General features: G+C 71.7%; 19 protein-coding genes, 1 tRNA gene and 3 pseudogenes. 10 read left to right on the plus strand and 13 right to left on the minus strand.

What is annotated here, in order from left to right:
• Window positions 1-92 precede the first annotated feature (92 nt).
• From AB0I21_RS38290 to AB0I21_RS38300, 3 genes are all read left to right on the plus strand, one after another.
• Window positions 93-1,532 (plus strand): glycine hydroxymethyltransferase, encoded by a 1,440-nt coding sequence (locus AB0I21_RS38290; protein WP_360568595.1) that lies wholly within the window; start codon window positions 93-95, stop codon window positions 1,530-1,532.
• 74 nt (window positions 1,533-1,606) lie between these two features.
• Complete coding sequence (locus AB0I21_RS38295; protein WP_344503422.1) at window positions 1,607-2,281, plus strand: aspartate/glutamate racemase family protein; 675 nt, start codon at window positions 1,607-1,609, stop codon at window positions 2,279-2,281.
• Window positions 2,281-3,624: an MFS transporter gene (locus tag AB0I21_RS38300; protein ID WP_360568596.1), complete on the plus strand. Its 1,344-nt coding sequence runs from the start codon at window positions 2,281-2,283 to the stop codon at window positions 3,622-3,624. Before AB0I21_RS38295 ends, AB0I21_RS38300 begins: the two co-directional genes overlap by 1 nt.
• Window positions 3,625-3,634: 10 nt before the next feature.
• Here AB0I21_RS38300 and AB0I21_RS38305 read toward each other — a convergent pair whose 3' ends face one another.
• The 3 genes from AB0I21_RS38305 to AB0I21_RS38315 all read right to left on the minus strand — a co-directional run bounded on the left by AB0I21_RS38305 (window position 3,635) and on the right by AB0I21_RS38315 (window position 9,844).
• The gene (locus AB0I21_RS38305; RefSeq protein WP_360568597.1) at window positions 3,635-4,384 is read right to left on the minus strand and encodes an SCO2525 family SAM-dependent methyltransferase; all 750 of its coding nucleotides are present in this window, start codon (window positions 4,382-4,384) and stop codon (window positions 3,635-3,637) included.
• Window positions 4,385-4,475: 91 nt separating this feature from the next.
• A complete protein-coding gene (locus AB0I21_RS38310) occupies window positions 4,476-8,900 on the minus strand; it encodes a HEAT repeat domain-containing protein (RefSeq protein WP_360568598.1) in 4,425 nt (1,474 codons plus the stop codon).
• On the minus strand, window positions 8,897-9,844 hold the full coding sequence (locus tag AB0I21_RS38315) for an FAD-dependent oxidoreductase (protein ID WP_360568599.1): 948 nt from the start codon (window positions 9,842-9,844) through the stop codon (window positions 8,897-8,899). The genes AB0I21_RS38310 and AB0I21_RS38315 overlap by 4 nt, the downstream gene beginning before the upstream one ends.
• A gap of 223 nt (window positions 9,845-10,067) precedes the next feature.
• Between AB0I21_RS38315 and AB0I21_RS38320 the strand changes: the two genes are divergently transcribed.
• Window positions 10,068-10,997 (plus strand): SCO2521 family protein, encoded by a 930-nt coding sequence (locus tag AB0I21_RS38320; RefSeq protein WP_360568600.1) that lies wholly within the window; start codon window positions 10,068-10,070, stop codon window positions 10,995-10,997.
• Between the two features lie 19 nt (window positions 10,998-11,016).
• Here the strand turns inward: AB0I21_RS38320 and AB0I21_RS38325 are convergent, their stop codons facing one another.
• The 8 genes and pseudogenes from AB0I21_RS38325 to AB0I21_RS38360 form a co-directional block, all read right to left on the minus strand.
• Complete coding sequence (locus tag AB0I21_RS38325; RefSeq protein WP_360568601.1) at window positions 11,017-11,307, minus strand: hypothetical protein; 291 nt, start codon at window positions 11,305-11,307, stop codon at window positions 11,017-11,019.
• A 67-nt stretch (window positions 11,308-11,374) separates the two neighbouring features.
• A complete protein-coding gene (locus AB0I21_RS38330; RefSeq protein WP_360568602.1) occupies window positions 11,375-11,557 on the minus strand; it encodes a hypothetical protein in 183 nt (60 codons plus the stop codon).
• 228 nt (window positions 11,558-11,785) lie between these two features.
• On the minus strand, window positions 11,786-11,938 hold the full coding sequence (locus tag AB0I21_RS38335) for an NUDIX domain-containing protein (RefSeq protein WP_360568603.1): 153 nt from the start codon (window positions 11,936-11,938) through the stop codon (window positions 11,786-11,788).
• Between the two features lie 485 nt (window positions 11,939-12,423).
• A tRNA-Val gene (locus AB0I21_RS38340) sits at window positions 12,424-12,495 on the minus strand.
• A 66-nt stretch (window positions 12,496-12,561) separates the two neighbouring features.
• The gene (locus tag AB0I21_RS38345; RefSeq protein ID WP_360568604.1) at window positions 12,562-12,780 is read right to left on the minus strand and encodes a DUF6158 family protein; all 219 of its coding nucleotides are present in this window, start codon (window positions 12,778-12,780) and stop codon (window positions 12,562-12,564) included.
• A 29-nt stretch (window positions 12,781-12,809) separates the two neighbouring features.
• Complete coding sequence (locus AB0I21_RS38350) at window positions 12,810-14,915, minus strand: family 20 glycosylhydrolase (RefSeq protein WP_360568605.1); 2,106 nt, start codon at window positions 14,913-14,915, stop codon at window positions 12,810-12,812.
• 88 nt (window positions 14,916-15,003) lie between these two features.
• On the minus strand, window positions 15,004-15,249 hold the full coding sequence (locus tag AB0I21_RS38355; RefSeq protein ID WP_360568640.1) for a metalloregulator ArsR/SmtB family transcription factor: 246 nt from the start codon (window positions 15,247-15,249) through the stop codon (window positions 15,004-15,006).
• A gap of 64 nt (window positions 15,250-15,313) precedes the next feature.
• A pseudogene (locus tag AB0I21_RS38360) lies at window positions 15,314-15,415 on the minus strand (DUF5937 family protein); the annotation flags it as partial.
• Between the two features lie 126 nt (window positions 15,416-15,541).
• Here AB0I21_RS38360 and AB0I21_RS38365 point away from each other — a divergent pair.
• The 5 genes and pseudogenes from AB0I21_RS38365 (at window position 15,542) to AB0I21_RS38385 (ending at window position 21,235) form a co-directional block, all read left to right on the plus strand.
• Entirely contained in the window at window positions 15,542-16,867 is a 1,326-nt protein-coding gene (locus AB0I21_RS38365; RefSeq protein WP_360568606.1) for an MFS transporter, read from the plus strand.
• Window positions 16,864-18,699 (plus strand): SCO2524 family protein, encoded by a 1,836-nt coding sequence (locus AB0I21_RS38370; RefSeq protein WP_360568607.1) that lies wholly within the window; start codon window positions 16,864-16,866, stop codon window positions 18,697-18,699. The genes AB0I21_RS38365 and AB0I21_RS38370 overlap by 4 nt, the downstream gene beginning before the upstream one ends.
• A 3-nt stretch (window positions 18,700-18,702) precedes the next feature.
• The gene (locus AB0I21_RS38375) at window positions 18,703-19,632 is read left to right on the plus strand and encodes an SCO2523 family variant P-loop protein (RefSeq protein WP_360568608.1); all 930 of its coding nucleotides are present in this window, start codon (window positions 18,703-18,705) and stop codon (window positions 19,630-19,632) included.
• The gene (locus AB0I21_RS38380; protein WP_344503410.1) at window positions 19,629-20,588 is read left to right on the plus strand and encodes an SCO2522 family protein; all 960 of its coding nucleotides are present in this window, start codon (window positions 19,629-19,631) and stop codon (window positions 20,586-20,588) included. The genes AB0I21_RS38375 and AB0I21_RS38380 overlap by 4 nt, the downstream gene beginning before the upstream one ends.
• Before the next feature lie 96 nt (window positions 20,589-20,684).
• Window positions 20,685-21,235 (plus strand): annotated as a pseudogene (locus tag AB0I21_RS38385) (nucleoside monophosphate kinase).
• Between the two features lie 108 nt (window positions 21,236-21,343).
• Here AB0I21_RS38385 and AB0I21_RS38390 read toward each other — a convergent pair.
• Both AB0I21_RS38390 and AB0I21_RS38395 read right to left on the minus strand, forming a co-directional pair.
• Window positions 21,344-21,668: pseudogene (locus AB0I21_RS38390) on the minus strand (IS481 family transposase); the annotation flags it as partial.
• Between the two features lie 34 nt (window positions 21,669-21,702).
• Entirely contained in the window at window positions 21,703-22,218 is a 516-nt protein-coding gene (locus AB0I21_RS38395; protein WP_360568609.1) for a hypothetical protein, read from the minus strand.
• Between the two features lie 842 nt (window positions 22,219-23,060).
• Between AB0I21_RS38395 and AB0I21_RS38400 the strand changes: the two genes are divergently transcribed.
• On the plus strand, window positions 23,061-24,002 hold the full coding sequence (locus tag AB0I21_RS38400) for an ADP-ribosylation family protein (RefSeq protein ID WP_360568610.1): 942 nt from the start codon (window positions 23,061-23,063) through the stop codon (window positions 24,000-24,002).
• Window positions 24,003-24,016 lie beyond the last annotated feature (14 nt).

Raw genomic sequence — 24,016 nt, forward strand, 5'->3', positions numbered from 1 at the left:
CGTCACGCAGTCGAGCTTGGATTGAGCTTGGACCTGGCCGCATCGACCGTCCCGATGTGGCTGACGATCCCGACCTGATCAGGAGTCCCGTCATGAGCGCGCAAAGTTCGGAATCGATCGCGGTCAACGCCGCCCTTGACGTGGTGCGGGCCGTCGAGCCGCGGATCGCGGACGCCATCGCCGGCGAGCTGACCGCCCAGCGCGAGTCGCTCAAGCTCATCGCCAGTGAGAACTACGCCTCACCCGCGACGCTTCTCGCAATGGGCAACTGGCTCAGCGACAAGTACGCCGAAGGCACTGTCGGCCGCCGCTTCTACGCCGGATGCCAGCAGGTCGACACCGTCGAGTCGATCGCCGCTGAGCACGCCCGGGAACTGTTCGGCGCGTCACACGCCTATGTCCAACCACATTCTGGGATCGACGCGAACCTCGTCGCCTTCTGGGCGGTCCTGGCGCAGAAGGTCGAGGCGCCGTTCCTGCGCGAGAAGTCCGTCCGCCAGGTCAACGACCTCACCGAGAGTGACTGGGCACAGCTGCGGCACGACTTCGGCGACCAGCGGATGCTCGGCATGTCCCTGGACGCCGGCGGGCACCTGACCCACGGCTTCCGGCCCAACATCTCCGGCAAGATGTTCCACCAGCGCAGCTACGGCACCAACCCGGAGACGGGCCTGCTGGACTACGACGCGCTGCGGGAGACCGCCCGCGAGTTCCGGCCGATGATCATCGTCGGTGGCTATTCGGCGTACCCCCGGAAGGTGAACTTCGCGAAGCTCCGCGAGATCGCGGACGAGGTCGGCGCCACCCTCATGGTCGACATGGCGCACTTCGCCGGGCTCGTCGCCGGCAAGGTGTTCACCGGCGACTTCGACCCGGTGCCGCACGCCCACATCGTCACCACCACGACCCACAAGACGCTGCGCGGCCCGCGCGGCGGCATGGTCCTGTGCCAGGCGGAGCTCGCCGACCAGGTCGACCGCGGCTGCCCGATGGTGCTCGGCGGCCCGCTGCCGCACGTCATGGCCGCCAAGGCCGTCGCGCTCGCCGAGGCCCGCACCCAGTCGTTCCGCGACTACGCGCAGCGCGTCGTCGACAACGCCGCCGCGCTCGCCGAGGGCCTGCAGCGCCGCGGCGTCCGCCTCGTCACCGGCGGCACCGAGAACCACCTGGTGCTCATCGACGCCTCCCAGCTGAGCGGCGCGCCGACCGGCCTCACCGGCCGCCAGGCGGAGGCGGCACTGCTGGACGCCGGCATCGTCACCAACCGCAACGCGATCCCGCAGGACCCCAACGGCGCCTGGTACACCTCCGGCGTGCGCATCGGCACCCCGGCGCTCACCACGCGCGGCCTCGGCGTCGCCGAGATGGACACGATCGCCGAGCTCATCGCCACCGTGCTGAGCAGCACCCGGCCGGCGGCGGACTCGAAGGCGAAGTACACCCTCGACGAGTCGGTCGCGGCCAAGGTGTCCGGCCAGGCGTCCGAGCTGCTCGCCGGGTTCCCGCTGTACCCCGAGATCACCCTGCGCTGAACCACCGCGGCGGCAGCCGTGCCCCCACCGGACATCGACCGACGGGTATGGTTGCCGCCACGGGGGTGGGGTGGGTGCTGGGTGTCATCGGTGGCGTCGGTCCGGTCGCCACGATCGAGTTCTACCGGTTGCTCGTCGCCGAGGTGCAGGCCCGCACCGGGGCCTGGCCGGACCTGCTCATCCACAGCCAGCCGCTGCCGGCGCGGCTGGTCGGGGCGGTCCTTGACGGCACGCTCACCGCGGCGGAGACCGCGGAGATCGACGCGCTGCTCACCACGGCCCTCGACACGCTCGAGCGGGCCGGCTGCGACCTCGTCGCGATGCCCTGCAACACGTTCCACCGCCAGCTGCGCCCGCTGCTCGCCGGGCGGCACCTGAAGCTCGTCGACATGGTCAGCGAGACCATCGACGCGGCCGCCGCCCGCGGGCTGCGCCGGCTCGTGCTGCTCGCCACCGGCACCAGCGTCGACCACGAGGCCTACGCGGCGGCCCGGCTGCGCGGCATCGAGATCCTGCGCCCCGCCGACCAGTCGCACGTCGTGTCGCTCGTCACGCGGTGCGTCGGCGGGGCGTTCGACGCCGCGGCCGTGCACGAGGCGCTCGCCGCCGGCAACGTCGCGGGCGCCGACGGGGTGCTGCTCGGCTGCACCGACCTGACCGTCCTGCGCGACGACCTGTCCCGCGTCGCGCCGGTCGTGGACAGCCTCAGCTGCCTCGTCTCCGCCTGCGCCGACGCGCTGACCGCCTGATGCGGGCGCTCGCGGTCTGCCTCGGGTTCTTCCTGGTCATGCTCGACAGCACGATCGTGACCGTCGCGCTGCCCTCCATCGGCGGCGGCACCGCGACCCTGCAGTGGGTCGTCGACGCCTACACGGTCGTCTTCGCCGCGCTCGTCCTCGCCGGTGGGTCGTTCGCCGACCGGTTCGGGGCGCGCCGCTCCTACCACGGCGGCATGACGATCTTCGCGCTCGGCTCCGTCATGTGCGCCTGCACCACTGGCGGCGCCTGGCTGATCGCCGGCCGGGTGGTCCAGGGTGTCGGCGCGGCCGTGCTCATGCCCAGCTCCCTCGCGCTCATCCGGTCCACGTACCCCGAACCGGCGCGGCAGGCCCGTGTCATCGGCCTGTGGGGCGGCCTCGCCGGCGTCGCGGCCGCGGCCGGTCCCCTGCTCGGCGGCGCGCTGCTCGCCGTCGCCGGCTGGCCCGCGCTGTTCCTGCTCAACGTGCCCTTCGCCGTGCTCGTGCTCTGCATCGGCCGTGGCCTGGTCGACCCGCCGCGCCACGCCGGTGCGCGGGTCGACGTCCGCGGCCTGGTCACGTCGACCTGCGGCCTCGCGCTGCTGGTCGCCGGCTGCATCGCCGCCCACCCGCCGCTGATCGCCGCCGGCGCACTGGTCCTCGGCCTGTTCGTGCTGCTCCAGTACCGCGCGAGCAAGGTCCTCGCAAACGGGGGCCGGCGGCGCCCCGCTCCGATGCTGCGGCCCGACCTGCTGCGCCACCGCGCCCTGCGCGCCACCGTGGTCACGGGGTTCGCCCTGAACTTCGCCTTCTACGGCCAGTTCTTCCTGGTGACGCTGTACCTGCAGGAGCACCGCCACCTGTCGCCCCTGCTCACGGGCGTCGCCCTCGCCGTGCAGGCCGCCGGCGCCGTGGTCGGCTCCCCGTTCGGCGGCTGGGCCGGCCACCGCTACGGCCCCCGCGCGACGATGCTGGCCGGCCTCCTCACCGGCGCCGCCGGGTTCGCCGCCCTGGGCGCGTGCGCCGCCGGCCCGCTCCCGGCGGTGCTCGCCGCGCTCTTCGTCGTCGGCTTCGGCATCGACACCGCCATGACCGCCGCCACGTCCCTGACCCTGCAGGCCGCCCCCGACGGTCACGCGGGCGTCGCCAGCGGCCTGCTCAACACGATGCGGCAGGTCGGCAGCGCCCTCGGCGTCGCGGTCCTGGGCGCCGTCGGCGCCTTCCCCACCGCGATGCTCATCGCCACCGGCACCTACCTGGCCGCCGCGCTCCTGGTCGCCCTCCGCACCGGCCCCACCCGCCCGGCCGGCGATCCGGCAGGCACACCCGTCACCGCCGGCCGCGCCGGGCGATGACCGCCGGTGCTCAGTCGCGACGCCTGGAGGACCTGGTGCGGCCGGTCGCGACGATCATCCCGTCGGCGTGGGACATGTCCGACTCGACGGGGATGACGCGCAGGGAGGCGGTCAGCGGGGAGAGGCAGCCGTGGACGTCGGACTCGTCGACGGGGACGGCGGGGAAGCGGCGGCCGGCGACCTCGTAGCCGGAGGAGCGCTTCATGAACGCGGCGACGAACGGGGCGTCGGGGCGCAGCGCGCCGACGAAGCGCTGGATCGCGAGCTCGAACTCGGCCGGGTCGGAGGAGATCGAGCAGGCGACGAAGAACATCGTGCCGAGGTCGAAGCGGTGGCGCGGCAGGGTGAAGACGCTGCCGGGCTGGATCTTCGCGGCGGCGAACTTCGCGCGCGGGTCGGTCCGCCGGTACGCCGGGGACTCCAGGAACACGTCCCAGAAGGCGTCCCAGCCGCGGTCGAGGCCGGTGCGCTGGTGCTCGGCGAGCCACGCGAGGTTGGCCGGGGAGTACTCCCGCAGGGTGAGCGACCGGCTGAACGGCATCATCGAGAGCGCCGGATACAGGTTGGTGCCGGTGCCGAGATCCAGCGCCCGGCCGCCGCTGACCCCGGCACGCGAGAAGAAGTCACGGGTGATGCCCATGATCTCGCGGTCGTCGTCGCGGACAAACTTGTAGTGCTGGTTGCGGTACTCCTCCGCGTCGAAGGACCGCCAGTCGGCCTGACCGTTGCGGGCACACTCGAGGACAGCAGCGCCGTTCATTGTTCGAAGACCTCCGGATGGCGAACGGCGAGCCGCGGGGACACCTAGCAGGTATAGCGTGTCACACGCGCTCAAGCAATCATCGCCAACGCTACTGCCGCTCATCCGTACGGCGGAGCGGAATGGGCGGCAGGTCGTGGGGTGAGATCTCCGGCAGACCGGTCAGGACCTGCCCGATGACCTCGCGAAACGCGCCGTCGGGGTGATGCCGGGCGTGCCGGTCGAGCAGCGCCCGGGTCTCCGGCTGCGCGCCGAAGCGGTGACCGAGCGCACGGACCGACTTCTCCTTGACGGTCCAGTCGGGGTCGTCCAGGTGCTCGACGAACCAGGCGTGGATCTGCGGGCTCACCTCGGGCAGCTCGGCCAGGACGGTGCCGACCACGCGGCACAGCTCGGTGTCGGCGGGGTGGGCCGCGGACAGCGCGATGAGCCGCGCGGGCAGGTCCGGCTCGGCGCCGAGGAGGCGACCGAGGACCCGCGCGGCGCCGCCGTTGACCGGGGCGGCGTCGTCGAGCCGGACCAGCAGCCGGTCCCGGACCTGCGCCTCCAGCGCGGGACCGCCGCCGGCGCGGCGCAGCAGGATCTCGGCGGCGGTCTCGATCACGTCGGCGTCGGAGTCGGTGGAGATCCGCTCCAGCAGCGCGTCCCGCGTGTCGTCGCGGTCGCCGAACCGGTCGCCGAGCAGCTCCACCGCCGTGCGGCGCAGCTTCGCGTTGGCGTTGCGGTCGCCGGTGCGCTTCACGAGGATCCGGGCGACCCGCGGGCCGGCGCCCTGATACGCGCCCATCGCCTCGGCCGCGATCCGCACCACGTCGCCGTCGAGGTCGGCGCGGATCCGGTCGCCGAGCGCGTCGCGGGCGTCCGGGTCGTCCAGGTGCGCGGCGAGGATCTCCGCCGCCGCCCGGCGGACCAGCTCGCTGTGGTCGTCGGCGACCCGCTCGACGATCAGCCGGCGCGCCTGCGGCCCGAGCGACCAGCGCCGCCCGAGGGCGGTGACGATCGCCAGCCGTACACCGGCGTCCGTGTCGAAACGGGCCCGCTCGGTCAGCTTCGTGCGCAGGTCCGCGTCGAGCGCGATGCGGTGCAGCAGGACGCCGACCGCGATCCGGCGGACCTCCGCCTCCGGGTCGTTGAGCTTGCGCTGCATGGCGATGGCGACCTTGCCGTCGGTCGAGGCGATCCCGGCGAGGGCGTGCGCGGCGGCGATCCGGACGGCGGGGACCGCGTCGCTCATCTCGTCGCGCAGCGCCCCGGCGACGACCTCCTCGCCGATGAACCGGGCGCCGAGGATCTCCGCGGCGGCGAGGCGCACCGCGGGGTCGGGGTTGCCGCGGGCGGGCAGCCGCGCCAGGGCCGCGTCGCGCACCTGAGCGGCCGCCTCCGGATCGCCGGCGCCGCGGTCCGTGGCGAGCAGGTCGTCGGCGAGCGCTTCGGCGGCGGCGCGGAAGACCCCGGCGTCGGGGTCGGTGCGGACGTAGCCGAGCAGGATCTCGCGAGTGTTCGCGCACTCGGCGAGGACCTCGATCGCGGCCCGCCGGACCGCGGGCCCGGCGCCGGCCGCCAGCCGCTGCACGACGTCGTCGCGCACCAGGTCGCCCGCGTGGTGGTGCTCGACGAGCGCCTGCGCGGCCAGCTTGACGACCTGCGGGTCGGTGTCGACCCGCAGCCGCCGCCGCAGCGCCGCGACCAGGTCGTCGCTGGTGCCGCAGCGCCAGCCGACCAGCTCCACGGCCGCCTGCCGGGCCGGGACGTGGTCGTCGCCGGTGCACACCATGACGGTCCGCAGGGTCGCCGGGTCGGTGGCGCAGGCGGGGCGCAGCGCACGGATCGCGGTCGTGCGGATCCCGCCGGAGCGGTCGTCGCGGGCCAGCCGGTTGAGCGCGGCGACCGCGGCGGGGTCGTCGCCGAAGTGCTCCCCGAGCGCCTGGACCGCGGCGACGCGCACCTGGCCGTACGGTCCGGAGCCGGCCCGCTCGATCAGCATCCCGCGGACCCGTCCGGCCTCGGGGTAGGACGCGTTGACCCGCTCCGGCAGCCGGCAGCGGCGGGCGAGCTCGGCGAGGCCGGCGACGGCCGCGTGCGACGCGCGGCTGTCGCGGACCGGGTCGAGCTCCTCGGTGAAGAGCCGCTCGACATCGTCCTCGGGCTCGGCGAGGATCGCCGCGATCCGGGCCGCGTACTCGGTGACGGGGCTGCACAGCAGGTGGGAGCCGCGGCGGCGGTACCAGGCGAAGAAGCTCCGGCGGCCGGGCCAGTCGGGTCCGATGGTGCGCACGGCCGGCAGGATCGCGTCCTCGATCAGCTGGGCGGTGTCGCGGTCGTTGATCGACACGCAGTGCTCCAGCAGCAGGACGACCCGGTCCAGCAGCACCGCGGCCGCCTGCTCGACCGCGGCGCGGCTGCGCAGCTCGGCGAGGCACTGCACGGCCAGTGCGATGTTCCACGGCGGGTTGGGGAACTCCTGCGGCGGCCACTGCGGGTCGGCGTCGGTGACGAGCATGTCGACGATCTGCTCGACGCCGGCCTCGGGCAGCACGCTCGCGACCAGCCGCAACACCTCGTGCCAGGACGTGTCCGGCCAGTGCCGGCGGAACAGGTCCGCGACGTCGTCGAACGTGAGCAGCCCGGTCTTGAACCGGTGGCGGATCTCCGCCGCGCAGAAGAAGTCGAGGAACGTGCGGTGCGCGAAGCCGTACAGGTCGGGGCCGTAGCGGCTGAGGATGAAGTTGCGCATGTGGAGGCGGTCGATGATGCGGTCGGCGGCGGCGCTGGCGTCGGCCCGGTCGAGGCCGAACCGCTCGACGAGGTGCCGCACGAAGACGGCCCGCAGCGCGTCGCCGTGGATGTAGTTGACGGCGGTGTTGCTGTCGAACTGCATCTCCCACGCCAGGCGGCGCAGCATCGCCTTCTTCTCGTCGGCGTTGACGTCCACCCGGTTGCCGGGCGCGGTGCCCGGCGCCGCCGCGGTGTCGCCCTGGCCGAGCTGCCGGTTGACGTCCCACCGGTCGACGAGCACGCCGGCGGCGTGGTTGTAGAGGTTCCACCGCTCGCGGGGCAGCGCCTTGTGCCGGCTGATGATCGCCAGGATGGTCAGCAGCAGCGGGTTGCCGGCCAACTCCCGGATCGCCGAGGTGAGCCGCAGCGTCTCCAGCAGCCGCAGGCGCCGGATGCCGGCGCTCTCGTCGTCGGACATCGTGTGGCGGTACCAGCGCGCGAGGAAATCCTGGATCTGCTCGTCGCCGAGGTCCTGCAGGGTGAAGTGGGCGAAGCCCGCGTCGGTCAGCGCCTTGCGGACGTAGCCGATGACGCGCGACGTGACGAGGACCCGCACCGACGGGAACTCCTCGACGAAGGCGGCGATCCGGGCGGTCACGGCGGTGCGCTGGTTGCGGTCGAAGATCTCGTCGAGCCCGTCGAAGATGAACAGCGCCCGGCCGTTGTCGGCGAGGTACTGCCGCAGCACCGCCTCGGGCAGCCCGAGCCCGTCGCGGGCGGCCTGGTGCGCGAGATACTCCACGAAGCTCTCGCACTCGCCGCTGACCAGCATCGCGCTGTACGAACGCAGCTCGACGACGAACGGCAGCACGTCGGTGAGCGCGGACAGCCGCTCGTCGCGCCGGGCGCGGCTGAGCACGAGCATCAGGTAGTTGGTCACGGTCGACTTGCCGGACCCGGGGTCGCCGAGGAGCACGACCTTGCGGTGCTCGGTGTCGGACAGGACGTCGAACAGCCGCTGCCACGGCTTGGCGAGGTAGAGCTCGCGGAGGTGGTCGGCCTCGCTGGCGTCGATGTGCTCGGGCAGCTCGCCGGGCTTGATCTGCCCCTCGGTCTGCATCCGGCGCAGCCAGTCGCGCGGCAGCTCCACCGGTGGCGGCGGCTCCTCCCGCACGAGCTGCTCCACGAACACGTCGGCGACGGTGACCTCGATGTCGTCGGGGTGGTCGGGCAGCGCGAGCGCGCTCAGGTCGAGCCGGCGCCGCTGGTCGCGGACCCTGGCCCGGTACTGCGCGACGTGGTCCGGCGGGTCTCCCCCGGCCGTGCCGGCCCGCAGCCGGGCCAGCTCGTTGGTGACCGCGGTGCCGACCTTCGCGGCGAGGTCGTCGGGGGTGGTGAACATGCTGCACAGCCGGCCGTCCGGGCCGGCCAGCTCGGCCCGCAGTGCCATGATCCGCTCGCGGGGGCGGCCCTCGTCCATGACGTTCGGCGGCCAGGGGTGCGCCGGCTCCAGCAGGAAGATCAGTCGCGGGATGCCCAGCGTGACGGCGTGGCGGTACTCCAGCTCGGTGATCGACGCGTTGTGCGAGGGCACCTCCGCGCCATACCGCCAGGCGTAGATGCCGACGAAGATCTGGCACTTCTCGACGTCGCGGAGGCAGTAGTCGAGGGAGGTCTCGTCGGCGGCGACGTAGTCCTCCATCGCGTGCGGCACGACGTGCAGGCCACGCAGGACCGTGAGCACCGCCTGGCGGTGCGCCTTCAGGTCGACGAAGCTGGAAGACACATAGACGTCGGTCACCGTGTTGACGACTCCAGCGCCGTCACCAACTCCACCGTTTCCAGGGCGCAACCCCACGAAAGACTCACGCCTCCGCCACCGTGCCCGTAATTGTGCACGACGTGGCAGCGCCCAAGATTGACATGCTCCAATCGTACCTGCCTGCGGAAAGGCCGGACGCCGACCCGCACCTCGCGGATCACAGCACCGGCGAGCCGCGGCTCCACCGTCGCGCACCGGCGCAGAATCTCCCGCGCCGCCCGCGGATCCGGCTCGGTGTCGGCCCGTCCGGGATATGCGGTGCCGCCCAGCACGACATGGTCGCCCTGCGGCACGAAATAGGTCAGATCGGGGTCCTCGCTGTCGACCTCGATGAAGAACTCGTCCAGTCCGGGATTGTCCACGATCACCACCTCCCCGCGCGCGCCGCTGAGCTCGTCGTCCCGGGTGAGGCGGCCGGCGGCGTGCCCGGTGCAGTTCACCACGATGCCGGCCTCGTCGCCGAGGTCCTCGAGGGCCGGCACGTCACGCAGCCAGAAGACCCCGCCCGCCTTGTGCAGCCGGTCGTAGAGGTAGGTCAGGTAGACCGGCATGTCGACGACGGGGATGCGGTACCGCCAGCCCATGGTGAACCCGGGGCGCAGCTCGTCGGGCCCGCACGCCCGGACGCCGGGCAGCCAGGCGAGATAGGGGCTCGGGTCCTGCGGCGTCCTGCACGCCTCGACGCCGTCCATCAGCTCCACGCCCGTGGTCGGGTCGGCGGCGAGCGAGGTGAGCGTCTTCAATGTGCTTTTCCCCCACCGCTCGACGCATTCGTGCTCCACCAGATGCGGCCCCCACAGCGCGCCCGCCGCGCATGACGTCGTTTGTGAGGGATGGTCCCGGCTCACGATGACGACGGACATTCCGCGCTCCGCCAGCAGAACGGCGGTGGTCAGTCCCGTGACGCCCGCCCCGACCACCACGACGTCCGCCCCTGAACTGGTCACCCGTTGAGAATACGGCCCAAGAGATAGACGACCATGATCAGAGCTTGGAAAAACGAGATATCCGCACGATGTCCTGTCCGGGCGCCCGGGACTCATGGCTCTGCGGGCCGCGGCCAACCGCTAGAGTAGCTGCACAGCGGGGCGTCGCGAACCCCCGCAGGCGTGAACCATCGGAGGAATGATGCTCACCTTTGGTGAGGTGCATACCGGACTCCTCCAGAACTCCACGCCGCTCGCCCGCGACAGCACCGTCCGGCTGCTGGACACCGCCCCCGGCTCGCGGGTCATCCAGTCGGAGCGCCCGATCGCCTATGCCGTCTCGCCGGACCGCCTGATCGGCGTGGACTGCGCGCTGCCGTCGAGCACCGGGGCGAGGGTCCGCGCGGTCGGCACCGTCGTCTCGCACGCCGCCGTCACCGGCGGGCACGTGCTGCAGGGGTCGGCGCACACGTCGGTGACCCCCAGCGCGGAGAACCGGCGGATGCAGTGGCCGCACTACCTGGCCCGGCCTGCGCGGCTGGAGACGATCGGCAAGGTGAAGGCCGGCGACGTCCGCGACGGCTACCTGCGGCACGAGCGCAGCGCCGACCGGCTCGACATGGCGGGCATCGCCGGGCACACGATGGACGCCGTCCAGGGCTCGGCGCAGCTGGACCACCGCTCGCCCTTCCGGGCCCGCCGCACCCACCTGCGGTGGGTCTTCGAGCCGACCGCGGGGCACGAGGGGCTCAAGGTGGAGTTCACCGTGCAGTCCGAGACGCTGCGCACGCTGACCCTCGCCGGCAGCGGCGACTGCTCCCCGTCGGTGGTCGAGCTGTGCGAGGACCTCGCCCTGCACGACTGGCTGCTCACCACGCTGCTGTCGATCGCCGAGTCGGCACTGACCCGCTCGACGGCCAGCACCCAGCGCGTCCGGCGCCTCCAGCCGGCGGTGGAATACCTGGTGCCGCTGTGGATGCCGGCGGCCCGCCTGGACGGCGAGGTGCTGCCGGTGTGGGAGTCGCTCGACCGCCGGCCCGGCTTCACGCGCCAGTGGGACCTGTCGGTCGGCCGCGTCCGCGACCAGATCACCCTCGCGATGATCGAGCTGCTACGGATGACGTCGGCGGTCACCGGGACGCACACCTGACCCGCTACCTGCGGGGGCGCTACAGACGAGCTGGCGGCTCAGCGAGCCGACCTCCCGAGCCGGGAACGGCGGAGCGGGACGACGCCTGCATCTTCACCGAGATCGAGCGGCGGATCGGTCCGCCCGGGAACGGTCCACCACCGTCGAAGGGCCGGTGTTCGCGTGTGGCGGTCTCGGGACGATCAGTTTCGACCTGGCGACCACCGTCATCGCCGACGACGCCGTCGGAGCCGGTGGCGTCGATGTGGACGGTTTCGGCACGGCGGCTGCTGCCGTCCCGGCCGAAGCAGGAACAAGAGCTGATGAGCATCGTTACGGAAGTGCTGGCTCCCCGCCGGGACGCAGGAGCGGCTCGCCGCCGCGATCGCGGAGCTGGGCTACACCCGGGCGGTGGAACCGGCGACGACGGCGGCGCACCACCGGCGTAGCGGGTTCGCCACCTGGGTCTTCCAGCCCGCGGCGACCGGCCGGTTCCCGGCGAAGGCGCGGCTGCCATCGGCCCGCGCCATGGTGAAGTGGATCCGGCTCGGCTGGTCCTTGTGCCGCCAAGCGTTGATCACGACCCGAGCTTTCATCGCCGGCATGCGTGCTTCCTTCCTCGCAGGGGCCAACAGGCTGTCACGGCGAAACCCAAGATCGGCGGCCACTGGACGGTCATCCGCTGGCCCCGACTTGGCAGGACTGGTTCTCCACACGGACGGGACAGCGTGTTGTCGTTGCTTCCGTTGGTGCACTCCACGGCGTGGTTCGGGTTGGTGAAGATGCCGACGATCGAGTCACCCTCGACGTCAATGCCGGTTTGCCTCCTTGGTCTCGCGGACCACCGTCTCTGCGATGTATTCGCCGAACTCCTGAGCGCCGCAGGGTAGAGCCCACAGGTCGTTGTCAGTGCGGTGGATGAGCAGGACACGGTCCTGGCCGTCGCGCACGAACGCGGTCACGGCGACCACGACGCTGTTCGGCTTGGGGGCCTGAGGGTCGTTGAAGTGCTCGATGCGGGCCGTGCATCGAGCATGCCGTCAGTCCTCGGGTCAGACCGCGCGAGCCCGACAGGCCACGGTTGAAGCTGGAGGCGTAGTTGTCGAAGATTTCGCTCCCGGGCAGGCGCCGGCGGTGCAGGACCGGCGCGTAGGCAGCTGGCGTACCGAAGAAATGCATGTCGACCAGCATCTCGTCATCGAAGCGGTAGATCGAGGCGTTGTCCTTGGCCTGGTCGCCGTTGCCGAGCTGGCCTCAGGAAGTCTGGCCCCGACGATGGCGCGCGGAAGCGTAGGTCCTGCCGCGCGCGGCGCAGGCAGTGCGAGCGCAGCGAGCATGGGGGTGCGGGTGGGAACCCCCGCTGGGGAGCAGGCGGAGCCTGCGCGGATGACACCACGCGACGAACGCGAAAACGGCCCCCGCCGTTGAGCAGGGGCCGTCTGTCGCGTGGGCGATACTGGGATCGAACCAGTGACCTCTTCGGTGTGAACGAAGCGCGCTCCCGCTGCGCCAATCGCCCGTGACGTTTGTGCACTCTACCTGATCCACCCCGTCCGTCGCATCTTTGGGGGGCGGGTGGGGTGTGTCAGCGGATGCGGGCGGGGTTGATTTCGCGGGAAGGGTGGCGGCGGAGGTACTCGCCTTCGAGTTCGGTGGTGCGGCGGGTGTGGTTGGCCAGGGCGCTGTCGGGGCCGTGGCGGAGGGCGTCGTGGCGGGTGCCGTGCAGGCTGGCCAGCTCGCGGAGCAGCGCGTCCTCCGTCAGGGCGCCTGGGGAGACGCCCTGACCGATGTCGTCGGTGGGCATGTAGCGACGTGTACCCAGCGGGCGGCGGGCTACACGAGGGTGAGGCTGAAGTCGTCCGCGTAGTAGGAGGGCTGGCCGTACCAGCCGTGCACGAAGACCGTCACGGAGGTGGTGGTGGCGCCGGTGGTGAAGGTGACGGACAGCGGGGCGTAGGTGTTGCCGGTGCCGGGGGTCCAGGTGCTGACGTTCACGCCGGTGCCGGTCGCGCCGATGTACACGTAGCTGCCCTGGACGTAGCCGGTGAGCCGGTAGGTGCGGTTCGGCTGGACCGTGACGGTCTGCTGGCACTGTGCCGTGTCGCCGGCGGTGACGGCGCCGGTGAGGGCGCGGGTGCCGGAGCGGACGGGGCTGGTGACCACGGAACAGCGGCTGCCGGTCCACGGCGCGAGGGATCCGGTCTCGAAGCCGCCGTTGGCCAGTACACCGGCGGGCGGCGACGACACGGAGGCCGACGGCGACGGCGAGCGCGACGCGGACGGGGACGCCGACGGAGAGCGGGACGCCGACGGAGAGGCCGACGGCGAGCGGGACGCGGACGGGGAGACGGTGGGCGAGGCGGACGGCAGCGTGGACCACGGCACCTGCGGCGACCGGTAGTAGTTGATCCCCTGCACGGTCCAGCGCGGGCCCTGCGCGCCGAGGCGCACCTTGAACGTGTCCCAGTTGCGCGCGGACTGCGGCGACCACGCGAGCTCCGCCAGGGCGGGCATGCGCGGGAACGCCATGAACTCGATGTCGGCGAGGGTGCGCAGCGTCTCGCTCCACAGTGGAGCCTCGACGCCGAGGATCGAGGCGGCCGGGACGCCGGGGAGGTAGGTGCCGGGGTCCCAGTTGTAGGCGGTCTGCACCTCGATCAGGCCGGCCCAGGTCAGGCCGAGCGGCGTCGCGTTGGTGTACTTCATGTCGAGGTAGGTCTTGTTCGCCGGGGAGAGCAGGATCTTGTCGCCCTTGCTGACGGCGGAGCTGAGGTCGGCGTCGGAGGTGCCGGTGCCCCAGAACTGCGCGACGCGGCCGGCGGTGTGGTCCGCCTGGCCGATCTGGTGCCAGCCGACGACGGTCTTGTTGAGCGCGCCGGCGAAGGGCTGGACGCGGTTCATGAACGTGCGGTAGTCCGCTTCGCTGGTGCTGTGCGCCTCGTCGCCGCCGAGGTGCAGGTACGGGCCGGGGGTCAGGGCGGCGAGCTCGTTCAGGACCTGCTGCACGAAGGTGTAGGTGACCTCCTTCGAGACGCAGAAGGAGCTGAAGCCGACCTCGGTGCCGGTGTAGAGCGCGGGCGCGACGCCGTTGCAGTTGAGCTCCGCGTAGGAGGCGAGCGCCGCGTTGGTGTGCCCCGGCATGTCGATCTCGGGCACGATCGTGATGTGCCGGGCGGCGGCGTAGGCGACGAGGTCGGTGTACTGGGCCTTGGTGTAGTAGCCGCCGGCGCCGCCGCCGACCTGGGTGCTGCCGCCGACGGTCGCCAGGCGCGGCCACGCGTCCACGACGATGCGCCAGCCCTGGTCGTCGCTGAGGTGCAGGTGTAGCACGTTCAGCTTGTACTGGGCAATCTCGTCGATGTACCGCTTGACGGTGTCGACGCCGAAGAAGTGCCGGGACACGTCGAGCATCGCGCCGCGGTAGGCGTAGCGCGGCCGGTCGATGATCCGTCCGCCGGCGACGGTCCACGGCCCGCTCTGCACGGTCCGGGCCTCGACGGTGGGCGGCAGCAGCTGACGGAGGGTCTGGACGCCGTGGAACAGGCCGGCCGGCGTCTGCGCACGGATGGTGAGCAGCGACGCGGTCACGTCCAGCTGGTAGCCCTCCGTGCCGACGCTGGCGTCCGCGCCGGACAGCAGCAGCGCGATGCCGCTCGACGGCGTGCCGCTGCCCGTGGTGACCGGCAGCGCGTAGCCGGTCGAGGGGCGCAGCAGGGCGGCGAGGGCGTTGCCGACGTCGAGCGACTCGGTCTGGATGCCGATCCCGGAGCCGAGCGTGAACGTGACGCCGCTCGCGGGCTGGACGGACGCGGGCGCGGGCACCACGTCCTGGAGGCTCACCACGGCGGCGTCCGCGGGTGGCGCCGCGATGGTCCAGACTGCCCCCACGGTGACGGTCGCGAGGGCGAGTGCGGCGGCGAGCAGGGCGGGACGTTGCACGGCGTCCTCCAACAGGAAAACTCATTGTAAAGTTTCCTGTTAATTGATGGCCTCCACTGCCCGGCTGTCAAGGGCTCCCGGGGCCGGCTCATCGCAGCAGCGCCGCGAGCAGGTCGGCCCCGAGCGCCGCGGTGGCGGTGAGGTCGAGGGTGTGCCGCACGTACCGGCCGCGGCGCGTGGTCTGCAGCAGCCCCGCCTTCTTCAGCACGGTCAGGTGCCGGGACACCTCGGGCGGCGTCAGGTGCCAGGCCTCGGCCAGCTCGCCGGTGGTGTGCGGCCCGCGCGCCAGGGTCCGGCACAGCCGCTGCCGCACCGGGTGCGCGAGCGCGTCCAGCCGGCGCCTCCAGGAGCCGGTCGGCGAGCGCCGGCTTCAGCCCGGCGAGGGTCGCGCCCGCCCACGCCTGCAGCGCCGGGTGGTGGGCCGGCTCGGCGAGGACGTGCAGCATCGAGGTGAGCTCCGCGAGCGGCGACGGCGCGAACACGCACCGCTCCGCGGGCATCCCGGTGATGTCGATCGTCAACGCCACACCCCAATCGTGCCAGCGCCCGGCGCGCGCGTGGTGACGCTTGACGGGTCCCGTCAACCCGCGTGATCGCGCCGGGTCGCGCGCCGCACCGCTGCCGCCATGCGATTCGGTTCCCGGTATGCGGCCGCGCTCGCCGTCGACGCGATCGGCGCGGGTCTCCTGCGGCCATTTCTCGTGGTGTACGGCCTGAGCGTGCTGCACCTTTCCGCCACCGCCACCGGTCTGGCGCTGTCCGCGGGCCTCCTCGCGGGGCTGATCGCCGTGCCGCTCACCGGCCGGTGGATCGACGACGCCGGCGGCCCGTTCCGCAGCCGGGTCCTGCCGGTCGTCGCCACCCTGGCCGTCCGGGTCGCGGGCGTCGGCGTGCTGCTCGCCGCGCACGGCGTGGCCGCGTTCTCGGTCGCGTCGCTGCTGCTCGGGATCGGCAACCAGGTCTGGCCGCAGGCGCACGCCGCGCTCGTCGCCACCCTGGCCGCGCCCGAGCCGGCCGACGCGCCCCTCGCGGCGGCCCGGTCGCTGCGCAACGCGGGCCTCGGCGCGGGCGCGCTGCTGGCGGCGCTCGCCGTCGCCGGCGGGCCGGACGTGCTGCGCCTGCTGGCCGCCGGCACCGCGGCCGGCTACGGGGTCGCGGCCGTGCTGGTGTGCACCGTCGTGGTGCCGGCCGCCCCGCTCGCGCGCACCGGGCGGACCAGGGAGGGCCGGGTGCCGGGCATGGCGGTGCTGGTGTGGGCGAACCTGCCGTTCGCGCTGTGCTTCGCGGTCCTGGAGGTGGCGCTCCCGGTCGTGCTCACCGAGCAGCTCGGCGCGTCCCCGGCGTGGTCGGCGATCCTGTTCGCCGGCAACACCGTCCTGGTCGTGGCGCTGCAGGTGCATCTGGTGGTCCGCCTCCGGCACCTGTCGAGGCGGGCCGTGCTGGCCGCGTCCGGTGTCGTGCTCGCCGCGTCGTACCTGGGCTTCTGGGCGTGCGGCGCGGCCGGGGCGCCGCTCGCCGCCCTGTGCGCCGTCGCCGTCGCGTACACCTCGGGCGAGATCCTCTACGCGGGCAGCGGCACCGCGCTCGTCACCGAGGCCGCGCCCCGCACCGCCTCGGCCAGTGGCAGCTGTCCACCGGACTCGCCAACGCCGCGGCGCCGGCGCTGCTGCTGGCCCTGCTCGACGCCGGCCCCGGAGTGCTCTGGCCGGTGCTGGCCGGCACGACCCTCCTGGGCGCCGCGGCGATCCACCGGCGGGCCCCTGAGGTGCGCTCTGAGGCGGCGCCGGAGCCTGTCCCGGCGGTTCGCTGAAACCGGAACGGCATTCACGTCCGACGTTCCGCCACAATTGGGGGGAACGGTAGGCCAGGACTTGCGGGCGCCAATAGACTGCGACTCTCACGAGTGCGGTGCCGACGGCGCGCCGCCGAACAGATGGTGGTGCGGTCGATGAGGGTCCATCCGCGTCAGGAGCTGTTGTCGATCTGGAAGGCCGTGGTCCGCAATTCCCTGAGAAACAAGACCTGGGAATGGGGCGGGCGCGGCGGGCGCAACTCGATCAGCGACGCGGAGCAACTGCTGTGCCTCCTGCTGCCGGCGACCCAGATCGACACGTTCCGGCTGGAGCGCCCCGATGAGACCAGTGAGGCGATGATCGCCGCCCTGCGGCCGATGGGCGGCGCGACGGATATCGCGCCCTACCTGATCGGGCTGCTCCGGGAGTACTTCACCACCTATTCCGACAAGGAGACCGGCACGCCGGTCTTCGCCGGTGGCAGCTACTTCAAGACCCGGCCCGGCGTCGAGGTCACCAAGGAGCAGGTGGAGCTGTCGATCGTCGACTCGTATTCGACGTCGATGACGCTGTCACTGGCCACACTGGGATTCGTGACGGTCTATGAGCCGGAGACGCAGCGCGAGCAGGTGAGGGCCGACCTGCTGGATCTCAAGGCGCGCGCCCAGGTCCGCCTGAGCGCGGCGATGATCGGGCTGCTGCGCAGCTTCACCGTCAACGTCTTCACCGCCGACGACGAGGAAGGCCGGATCCTCTACGGCACGATCAACCAGAGCGGGTTACCGGCCCGGGCCGTCGTCTCCCAGCTGCGGCGGGAGCTGCGCGAGACGATCGCGAGTTTCAGCAACGTGACGATCGGCTCCGGCAACGCGCCGGAGGACCTCGCCCAGTCCGACCGGCTCTTCGAGTGTGGCTGGTCGTGGGGCGTCGTGGCCAACGCGCCGGTCATCGAGACCGTCGAGGACGTGGGACGCCAGCCCGACGGGGTCGCGATCGACAAGCCCTACCTGTACTTCACCGTCACCGCCCTCGACGCGATCGAGGACCTGCAGTCCGAACGCACGCGCATCCTGAACCTGCTCAACGAGGAGCAGCTGCGGCTCGCGCAGGCGTTGCAGCTGCGGTACGACCTGACCCGGTCCTACTGGGCGGCCGTGGCGACGTTCGGCACCGGCCGGTGGCCGGTCGAGGACATCCCGTGGCGCACGGTGGACGACGTGGAGTCCGTCTACTTCACCCTGCTGGTCACCTCCCTCGCCGTGAAGGGTCTGGCCCGCGAACGCGGCTCCGACACGGAGCTGAGCCGGATCGGCGACGTGCTGATCAACCTGGCCGAGCGGGCCCGGCTGATCACCCGCCCGCTCAAGGACGACCCGATGCTGCTGCTGCACGTGCCGGGCGTGCTGCTCAACCTGGAGGGCACCGAGACGGTCGGCCCGCCGCTGCACTGGCCGATCACCGAGTTCGCCGCGCTGCTCATGCAGCGCACGCACGCGATCGCCGGCCTGCTCGGCGAGGCGCAGAAGCGGTCGGAGCTGATCGACCTCGCCGACCGCGTGTGGGACCACCTCGGGCGGCGCAGGATCAACGACGCGCCGGGGCAGGGCCTGTGGGACCAGCCGAGTTCGGCCTTCGCCGGGATCGACACGCACTACGATCTGCCCTCGTGGTACTACACCGTCCGCGTGGTGCAGGCGCTCGTCGCCGCCGCGAAGACGGTGGTCCGGCCGACGCTGCGCAGCGACGCGCTGCACAGCCTGGCGCTCGACCTTCTGAATGAGGCGGACCACTTGTTCGACAAGGAACTGCTGGCCGGGTCGATCGACGGCCGTGGACCGCTGAGCCGGGAGCTCCAGCGGGTCCGCGCCGACCTGCTGCGCGCCCGGGAGCTGGTGTCGTCGCGGCCGGGCACCTCCACGGCGCTGACGATCGAGGCGCTGCAGAAGCTCGACCAGCTCGAGAACGCCCGCAAGAACGTCTCCGAGGACTGACGCATGCTGGTCTTCGCGGCGTCGGACAAGGGTGGCACGGGCCGGTCGGTCACCAGCAGCAATCTCGTCTACCGCAGCGCCCTGGCGGGCAACGACGTGTGCTACCTCGACTTCGACTTCGGCTCGCCGACCACGGGCGCCATCTTCCAGATCAACTCGATCCTGCGCGGCACCAGTCGCGGCGGGCTGCACTCCTACCTGGACGGCTCGCGGCCCAGCCCGGAGCGGCTGGACGTGTGGGCCGAGTCCGACCGCAAGAGCCTGCGGCAGCGGCCGGCGCAGGCGGGCCGGATGGTGCTGTTCCCCGGTGACCGCGGCAAGGGCGAGTTCCCGATCGACAAGGACATCGTCGACCGCTGCGTCAAGCTCTTCCTCCAGGTGGAGGAGGAGTTCGACCTGGCGCTGATCGACCTGAGCTCGGGCCGCTCCTACGCCACGGAGATGGTCCTCGCCGCGACCGCCCGGCCGGAGCTGCAGAACGTCGGGCAGCGGTGGCTGATCTTCCACCGGTGGACCCGGCAGCACGTGCTCGCGGCGGCCAACCTCGTGTACGGCGAGGGCGGCATTCTCGCGGTCGGCAAGCAATACGAGCACAAGCCGGAGCACCTCACCAATTCGCTGCGATTCGTCCGGACGGCGGTGGTCAATCCCGACGGGCCCGACGAATCGGCGAGCCTGGAGGGACTGCGGCCGGCGCAGGCGTCGTGGCTGAAAGAGGTACATCAGGATCTGCTGGAATTGGCCAACCAGCAGAAGGTCGGTCGGACATTGACGCTTGGCGAAGTCCCACTCGATCCCGTGCTACAGTGGCGGGAACAGCTTATTTCGGACAACGACGTTTCAGACCGCATGATCGCGAATGCGGCGACCGTGGACGCGTTCGAATTGCTGGCGGAAAAGATCATGATCGACTCCGCTTGGGGGACGCCATGAGCGTATCTGAGGTGGTGTTCCGGGAGTCGGTCGCGCAGCGTGAGGTCGCGTCGATCCCGCTGTCCCACGTCTCGATCGAGCTGGGCCACCTCTACGCCGAGCAGTTCAACGGCGGCGACATCGACGCGATGCGCCGGCACTTCGCCGAGATCGCGCCCTGGGTCGAGGCGGCGCGGCAGTCCGCCGCCCGCCGGGCCGGCCGCACCCGCCCCCGGATCAGCACCTGCTTCCTCGTCGACGACTACTTCACCCGCTTCAGCACGCCGGCCGAGCTGATCCCGCTGCTGGTCAAGGCCGCGGCCGAGGCGGGCCTGACGATCGACTACCTGGCCCGCGAGTCCGGCTGCGCGACCACCGACCGCGGCATCCCGCTGGCGGACATGCTGGTCTCCCGGATCGTCGACGACCCGCCGCCGCTCACCAACGGCTGGCGGCCGCCGTCGTCGGAGTCCGGCTGGCTGTGCAACGGAGTGCGCTCGCCGCAGTCGGTGCCGACGGCGATGAACGGCGCCGCGAAGTGGCAGAAGCCGCAGGAGAACGCGGCGAACCGGCACTCGATCTTCCTCGACGTGGAGCTGTGGAGCGACGAGCCCGGCGGCCGGCTCTGGTCGTGCCCGCTGCTCGCCGCGGTCTGGCAGCTGCTGCGCCTCGGCATGCTGCGGTACCAGAGCGAGGACCCGGCCAGGCCGGCGCGGTGGCACGGCGACCTCCCCGCCGAGTGGGAGCAGCTGCCGGCGATCGTCAGGCTCAACGAGCAGGCCGACCCGTTCAGCGCGTACCAGACGTATTCGATCCTGAGCGGCCGCTTCGTGCCGGTCGAGACGGCGGTGCGCACGATCCTCGGCCAGACCTCCGTCGAGGCGGCGGTCCTGGAGCAGCTGGCCACCCGTGCCCGCGCCGAGGGCATCGAGCTGCCGGCCACGCTCATCGAGCGGATCAGGTACGCGTTCCCGTAAACCGCCTTCCACCGGCGGGATGGATCTCCCTCGGCTGATGGTATGGGATGCGGCGGAAGGCCGGCCCGGGCTGGGTCACCCGGTTGGGAGCAATGCATGCGGAGAGTAGCCCTCGTCGGTGGGCCGGGAATCGACCGATTGAGTCCAGGCCAGCTTTTGGCCGGAGCTTACGACCTGACGTCCGTCAGTGCGGGCGACCTGCTCCGCGAGCACGTGCAGCGCCGAACGGCGACGGGTGAACAGATGGGCCAATACATCCGTGCCGGAATCTCGTCCCTGACGAACTGACAGCGAATGCCATCGCCGACGCTCTCGCCGGCATGGGCGGTGGCTGGGTGTTGTCCGGCTACCCGAACACGGTCGGTCAGGCGGAGTGCCTGGAGCGGCGCGGGCATCAGCCCGACGCGGTGATCGAGTTGGTCCTGACCGACGACGAATACGGCATCGTGGTGCGTCGCCGATTGGAGCTCGACCCAGAGCCGGCCGAGCAAGAGCAAGAGATCATGTTGCGGCACTCGCTCTACCAGGAGCGAGCCGAGCCGTTGCGCGCCTACTACCAGGCCCGCGGCATACTCCAGACCACGAGCGGCTTTGGCGACTATGAAGACGTAGCGACCAGGCTGATCGCGATCGTTTCCGGCGGCTAGGGCGCGCTGACAGAGTCCTCCCGGATTGCGGCGGCAGCCGATCACGTCACTGCCATAACCTGGTGATGCGCTTTGGCGCGGTTTAGGTTGGTAGTGCTGCGCCGGGGAGCCCGGACGCGGTTTGGTGAACCTGCCGGTGAACTGCTTGCCATTGTCCGTGAGCCCCGTGACGACCTTGGCTTCAGTGCCGTCAGTGAGTAGGACGCCGCCGACGATGTCCATCTGCCACAACTCCATCGACTGCGGCCGTTCCCAGCGTTGGTAATCCTCGCGGCGCCGCTTGCGCGGAACCCGGCAACCAGGTTGTTGCGCCGCAGGATCCGGTACACCGCGGCCCTCGCCGGCAGCGGGGACACGCCTCGGCGGCCGACCTCGCACCGCAGCCGGCGCGGCCCCAACGCGGGTGGTCCCGGCACAGCTCGTACACACCGACGCCGGCGAGCCGCTGGGCTTCAGCGTTCACAGCATCAGAAGGCGAACCACTCCGCAGTGGGCACGTGGGGATGAACGTCGTGCACCCGCCTCGCGAGGAAGACTGGCCGGCTGAGCACCACGTCGCCAGCTCGTTGCACGCGGCCCACCAGTCCGAGCTCCACGAGATGCGGGTCAGCGCCCGGCGAATATCGCAATGTCGCCCCGTGACGCTCCGCATAGTCGAGCATCCACCGCTCAACCTCAGAAGGCACCCGACCGACCAGCGCCACACCGTCCACGGTCACCTGAGGCCCCATCAAGCCGTCGATCGCGACGCAGTGCAGGCCATCCTCCTCGGAGAAGTACGCCACCAGGTGGAGGCACCCTGCCGTGGTCCCGGCTCCCGGATGCCAGCCTGATGCTTCGAGCAGCGCCCACTCCGACCCGGCGCCGAGCGCCGCTTCCGCCTCGTCGATGCTCATGCCGAACCGCAGCGGACCCACGCTGACGAACGGGACGAAGTCCCACTGCTCGCGGTCGTCTTCGCCCTTCACTTCCCAAAGGTCCATGACCCGAGCCTTTCCGCGCCCGTCGCAAGCTGACGAAAGGGTAGTCGGCGGCGCCAGCTCCCATGCCTCCGGCGGCCAGGGCTGCGCGCCCTGGACTGCGGCGGGCCGGGAAGCCCGGGGCGGGCTCCGAGCCCTCCCGTTGCGCACCGAGGGCTGCGCAACGGGAAGCCTCTCCGGGTCCGAAGTATGTTGCGAAAGCGCCGGCCAGAACCGCGTCACCCTGTGGACGCCAAGGGGGAAATCTGGGAAACGATCTTGCTCAACAGGCCTCAGAGCACCGTCGCGAACCAACGGAGAACCATACCGTGGCCTGCGTCTTTGTCCGCGCTGGCAGGTCCGGAGGAGAAGTTGACCTTGTTCACACCGAAGAGGTCACTGGTTCGATCCCAGTATCGCCCACGCGACGCGCGGCCCCTGCTCAACGGCGGGGGCCGTTTTCGCGTTCGTCGCGTGGTGTCATCCGCGCAGGCTCCGCCTGCTCCCCAGCGGGGGTTCCCACCCGCACCCCCATGCTTCGGCTTCGCCTCGCACTGCCTGCGCTTTCGCGCGGCAGGATCTGCGCTTCCGCGCGCCATCGTCGGGGGGTCCAGCTTCCGGGGTTGGGTGGTTCGGCTGGCGCTTTCGGCAGACCAACGGACCCGCCGAGCTGTCCTCCGTCCAGCGGCACCTCATCGAGAATCAGGTCGCGGAAGAGTTCGTCCGGGCATCTGGCGGAGCGCACCTGCGCGGCCGCGTCCACCGCGCTCTGCAGGCCTGGAACCTTGCGCCCTTGGTGGCATTGAGCAGCGCGGCGAGATGCTCCAGCGGCAGTGGCTCGGATGCTGGTCTGGTAGGACTTGCGGGTGCGTGATGACCAGCGGGCGGCGCTCGCGCTGATGGGCGAGCGCTTCCCGCTCGTCGAGGAGCGCTTCCGCCGTGTCTACGACCTTCGGCTGCCGCGCCACGTCGCGGTCTTCGCCGCGTTCTGGCACAGCCTCGACCGCGCGGAGCGATCGGCGGTTTGGGGAGGTCTCGGCCTGCGTACAGGGGGCATCACGGCGCTGTTCGCCGACGGCGGCCTGTCGCTGAGGGCGCGCGACGGTCTGGACGAGCGGCTGGACCACCGCTACCGGCGCGACCCGCCCGAGTTCGTCACGATCATGGGCGGCGACTCGGACGGCCTGCACTACGGACTGTGGTACGACGACCCCGCCGACCTGCCCACGTTCGTCGCGTACAACTGGGCCCGCGACAGCGCGGAGACCTGGACGAGCGGCTGGGTGACGATGCTCGGGCAGACGTACGGCCTGCTGCAGAAGGTCAGCGGCGACCGCGAGCGCGACGACCCGGCGCACTACGAGGGCGCGGAGCCGCTCGAGCCGGCCGAGGACGCGCTGAACGCCTTCGCCGACGCGGACGCCGAGGCGCTCGCGCAGGACGGTCCGCGCCGCTGGGCGACCGCCGTCCGCCCGGACGGTGGCGTCACGATCGGACCGGCCCTGCCACCTGACGCCGGCGACCCGCGTGCGGGCCGCGCGGACGAGCGCATCACGTTGTACCGCAACCCGGAGACAGCGGCGTCGATCATCGCCGAGGCTCGCGCCGAGCTGGCGGGCGGCCAGCCCGCGTACGCGCTCGTCGTGGGCCGCGAGCTGCACTGGTTCGACGCCGACGAGCACCGGGCCGAGGCGACGGAGCTGCTCGTGGGCGCATACCGGGCGCTGGGCCGCGACGCCCTGGCCGGCATCGCCGAGGTGCACCACGCGAACCGTGATCTACGGTCGGTGGACGTCCTCGTGCACTGAGAGACCTGGGGTGG

Origin of the sequence: Dactylosporangium sp. NPDC050588, assembly GCF_040654975.1 — a bacterium.
GTDB classification, from domain to species: Bacteria; Actinomycetota; Actinomycetes; order Mycobacteriales; family Micromonosporaceae; genus Dactylosporangium; species Dactylosporangium maewongense.

Excerpts from the sequence above, each read along its gene's own strand:
- AB0I21_RS38375 (WP_360568608.1), top strand. The coding sequence starts at position 18,703 with ATGCTGGTCTTCGCGGCGTCGGACAAGGGTGGCACGGGCCGGTCGGTC.
- AB0I21_RS38370 (WP_360568607.1), top strand. The coding sequence starts at position 16,864 with ATGAGGGTCCATCCGCGTCAGGAGCTGTTGTCGATCTGGAAGGCCGTG.
- AB0I21_RS38325 (WP_360568601.1), bottom strand. The coding sequence starts at position 11,307 with ATGCTCATCAGCTCTTGTTCCTGCTTCGGCCGGGACGGCAGCAGCCGC.
- AB0I21_RS38395 (WP_360568609.1), bottom strand. The coding sequence starts at position 22,218 with ATGGACCTTTGGGAAGTGAAGGGCGAAGACGACCGCGAGCAGTGGGAC.
- AB0I21_RS38300 (WP_360568596.1), top strand. The coding sequence starts at position 2,281 with ATGCGGGCGCTCGCGGTCTGCCTCGGGTTCTTCCTGGTCATGCTCGAC.
- AB0I21_RS38290 (WP_360568595.1), top strand. The coding sequence starts at position 93 with ATGAGCGCGCAAAGTTCGGAATCGATCGCGGTCAACGCCGCCCTTGAC.
- AB0I21_RS38305 (WP_360568597.1), bottom strand. The coding sequence starts at position 4,384 with ATGAACGGCGCTGCTGTCCTCGAGTGTGCCCGCAACGGTCAGGCCGAC.
- AB0I21_RS38345 (WP_360568604.1), bottom strand. The coding sequence starts at position 12,780 with ATGCCCACCGACGACATCGGTCAGGGCGTCTCCCCAGGCGCCCTGACG.
- AB0I21_RS38380 (WP_344503410.1), top strand. The coding sequence starts at position 19,629 with ATGAGCGTATCTGAGGTGGTGTTCCGGGAGTCGGTCGCGCAGCGTGAG.
- AB0I21_RS38365 (WP_360568606.1), top strand. The coding sequence starts at position 15,542 with ATGCGATTCGGTTCCCGGTATGCGGCCGCGCTCGCCGTCGACGCGATC.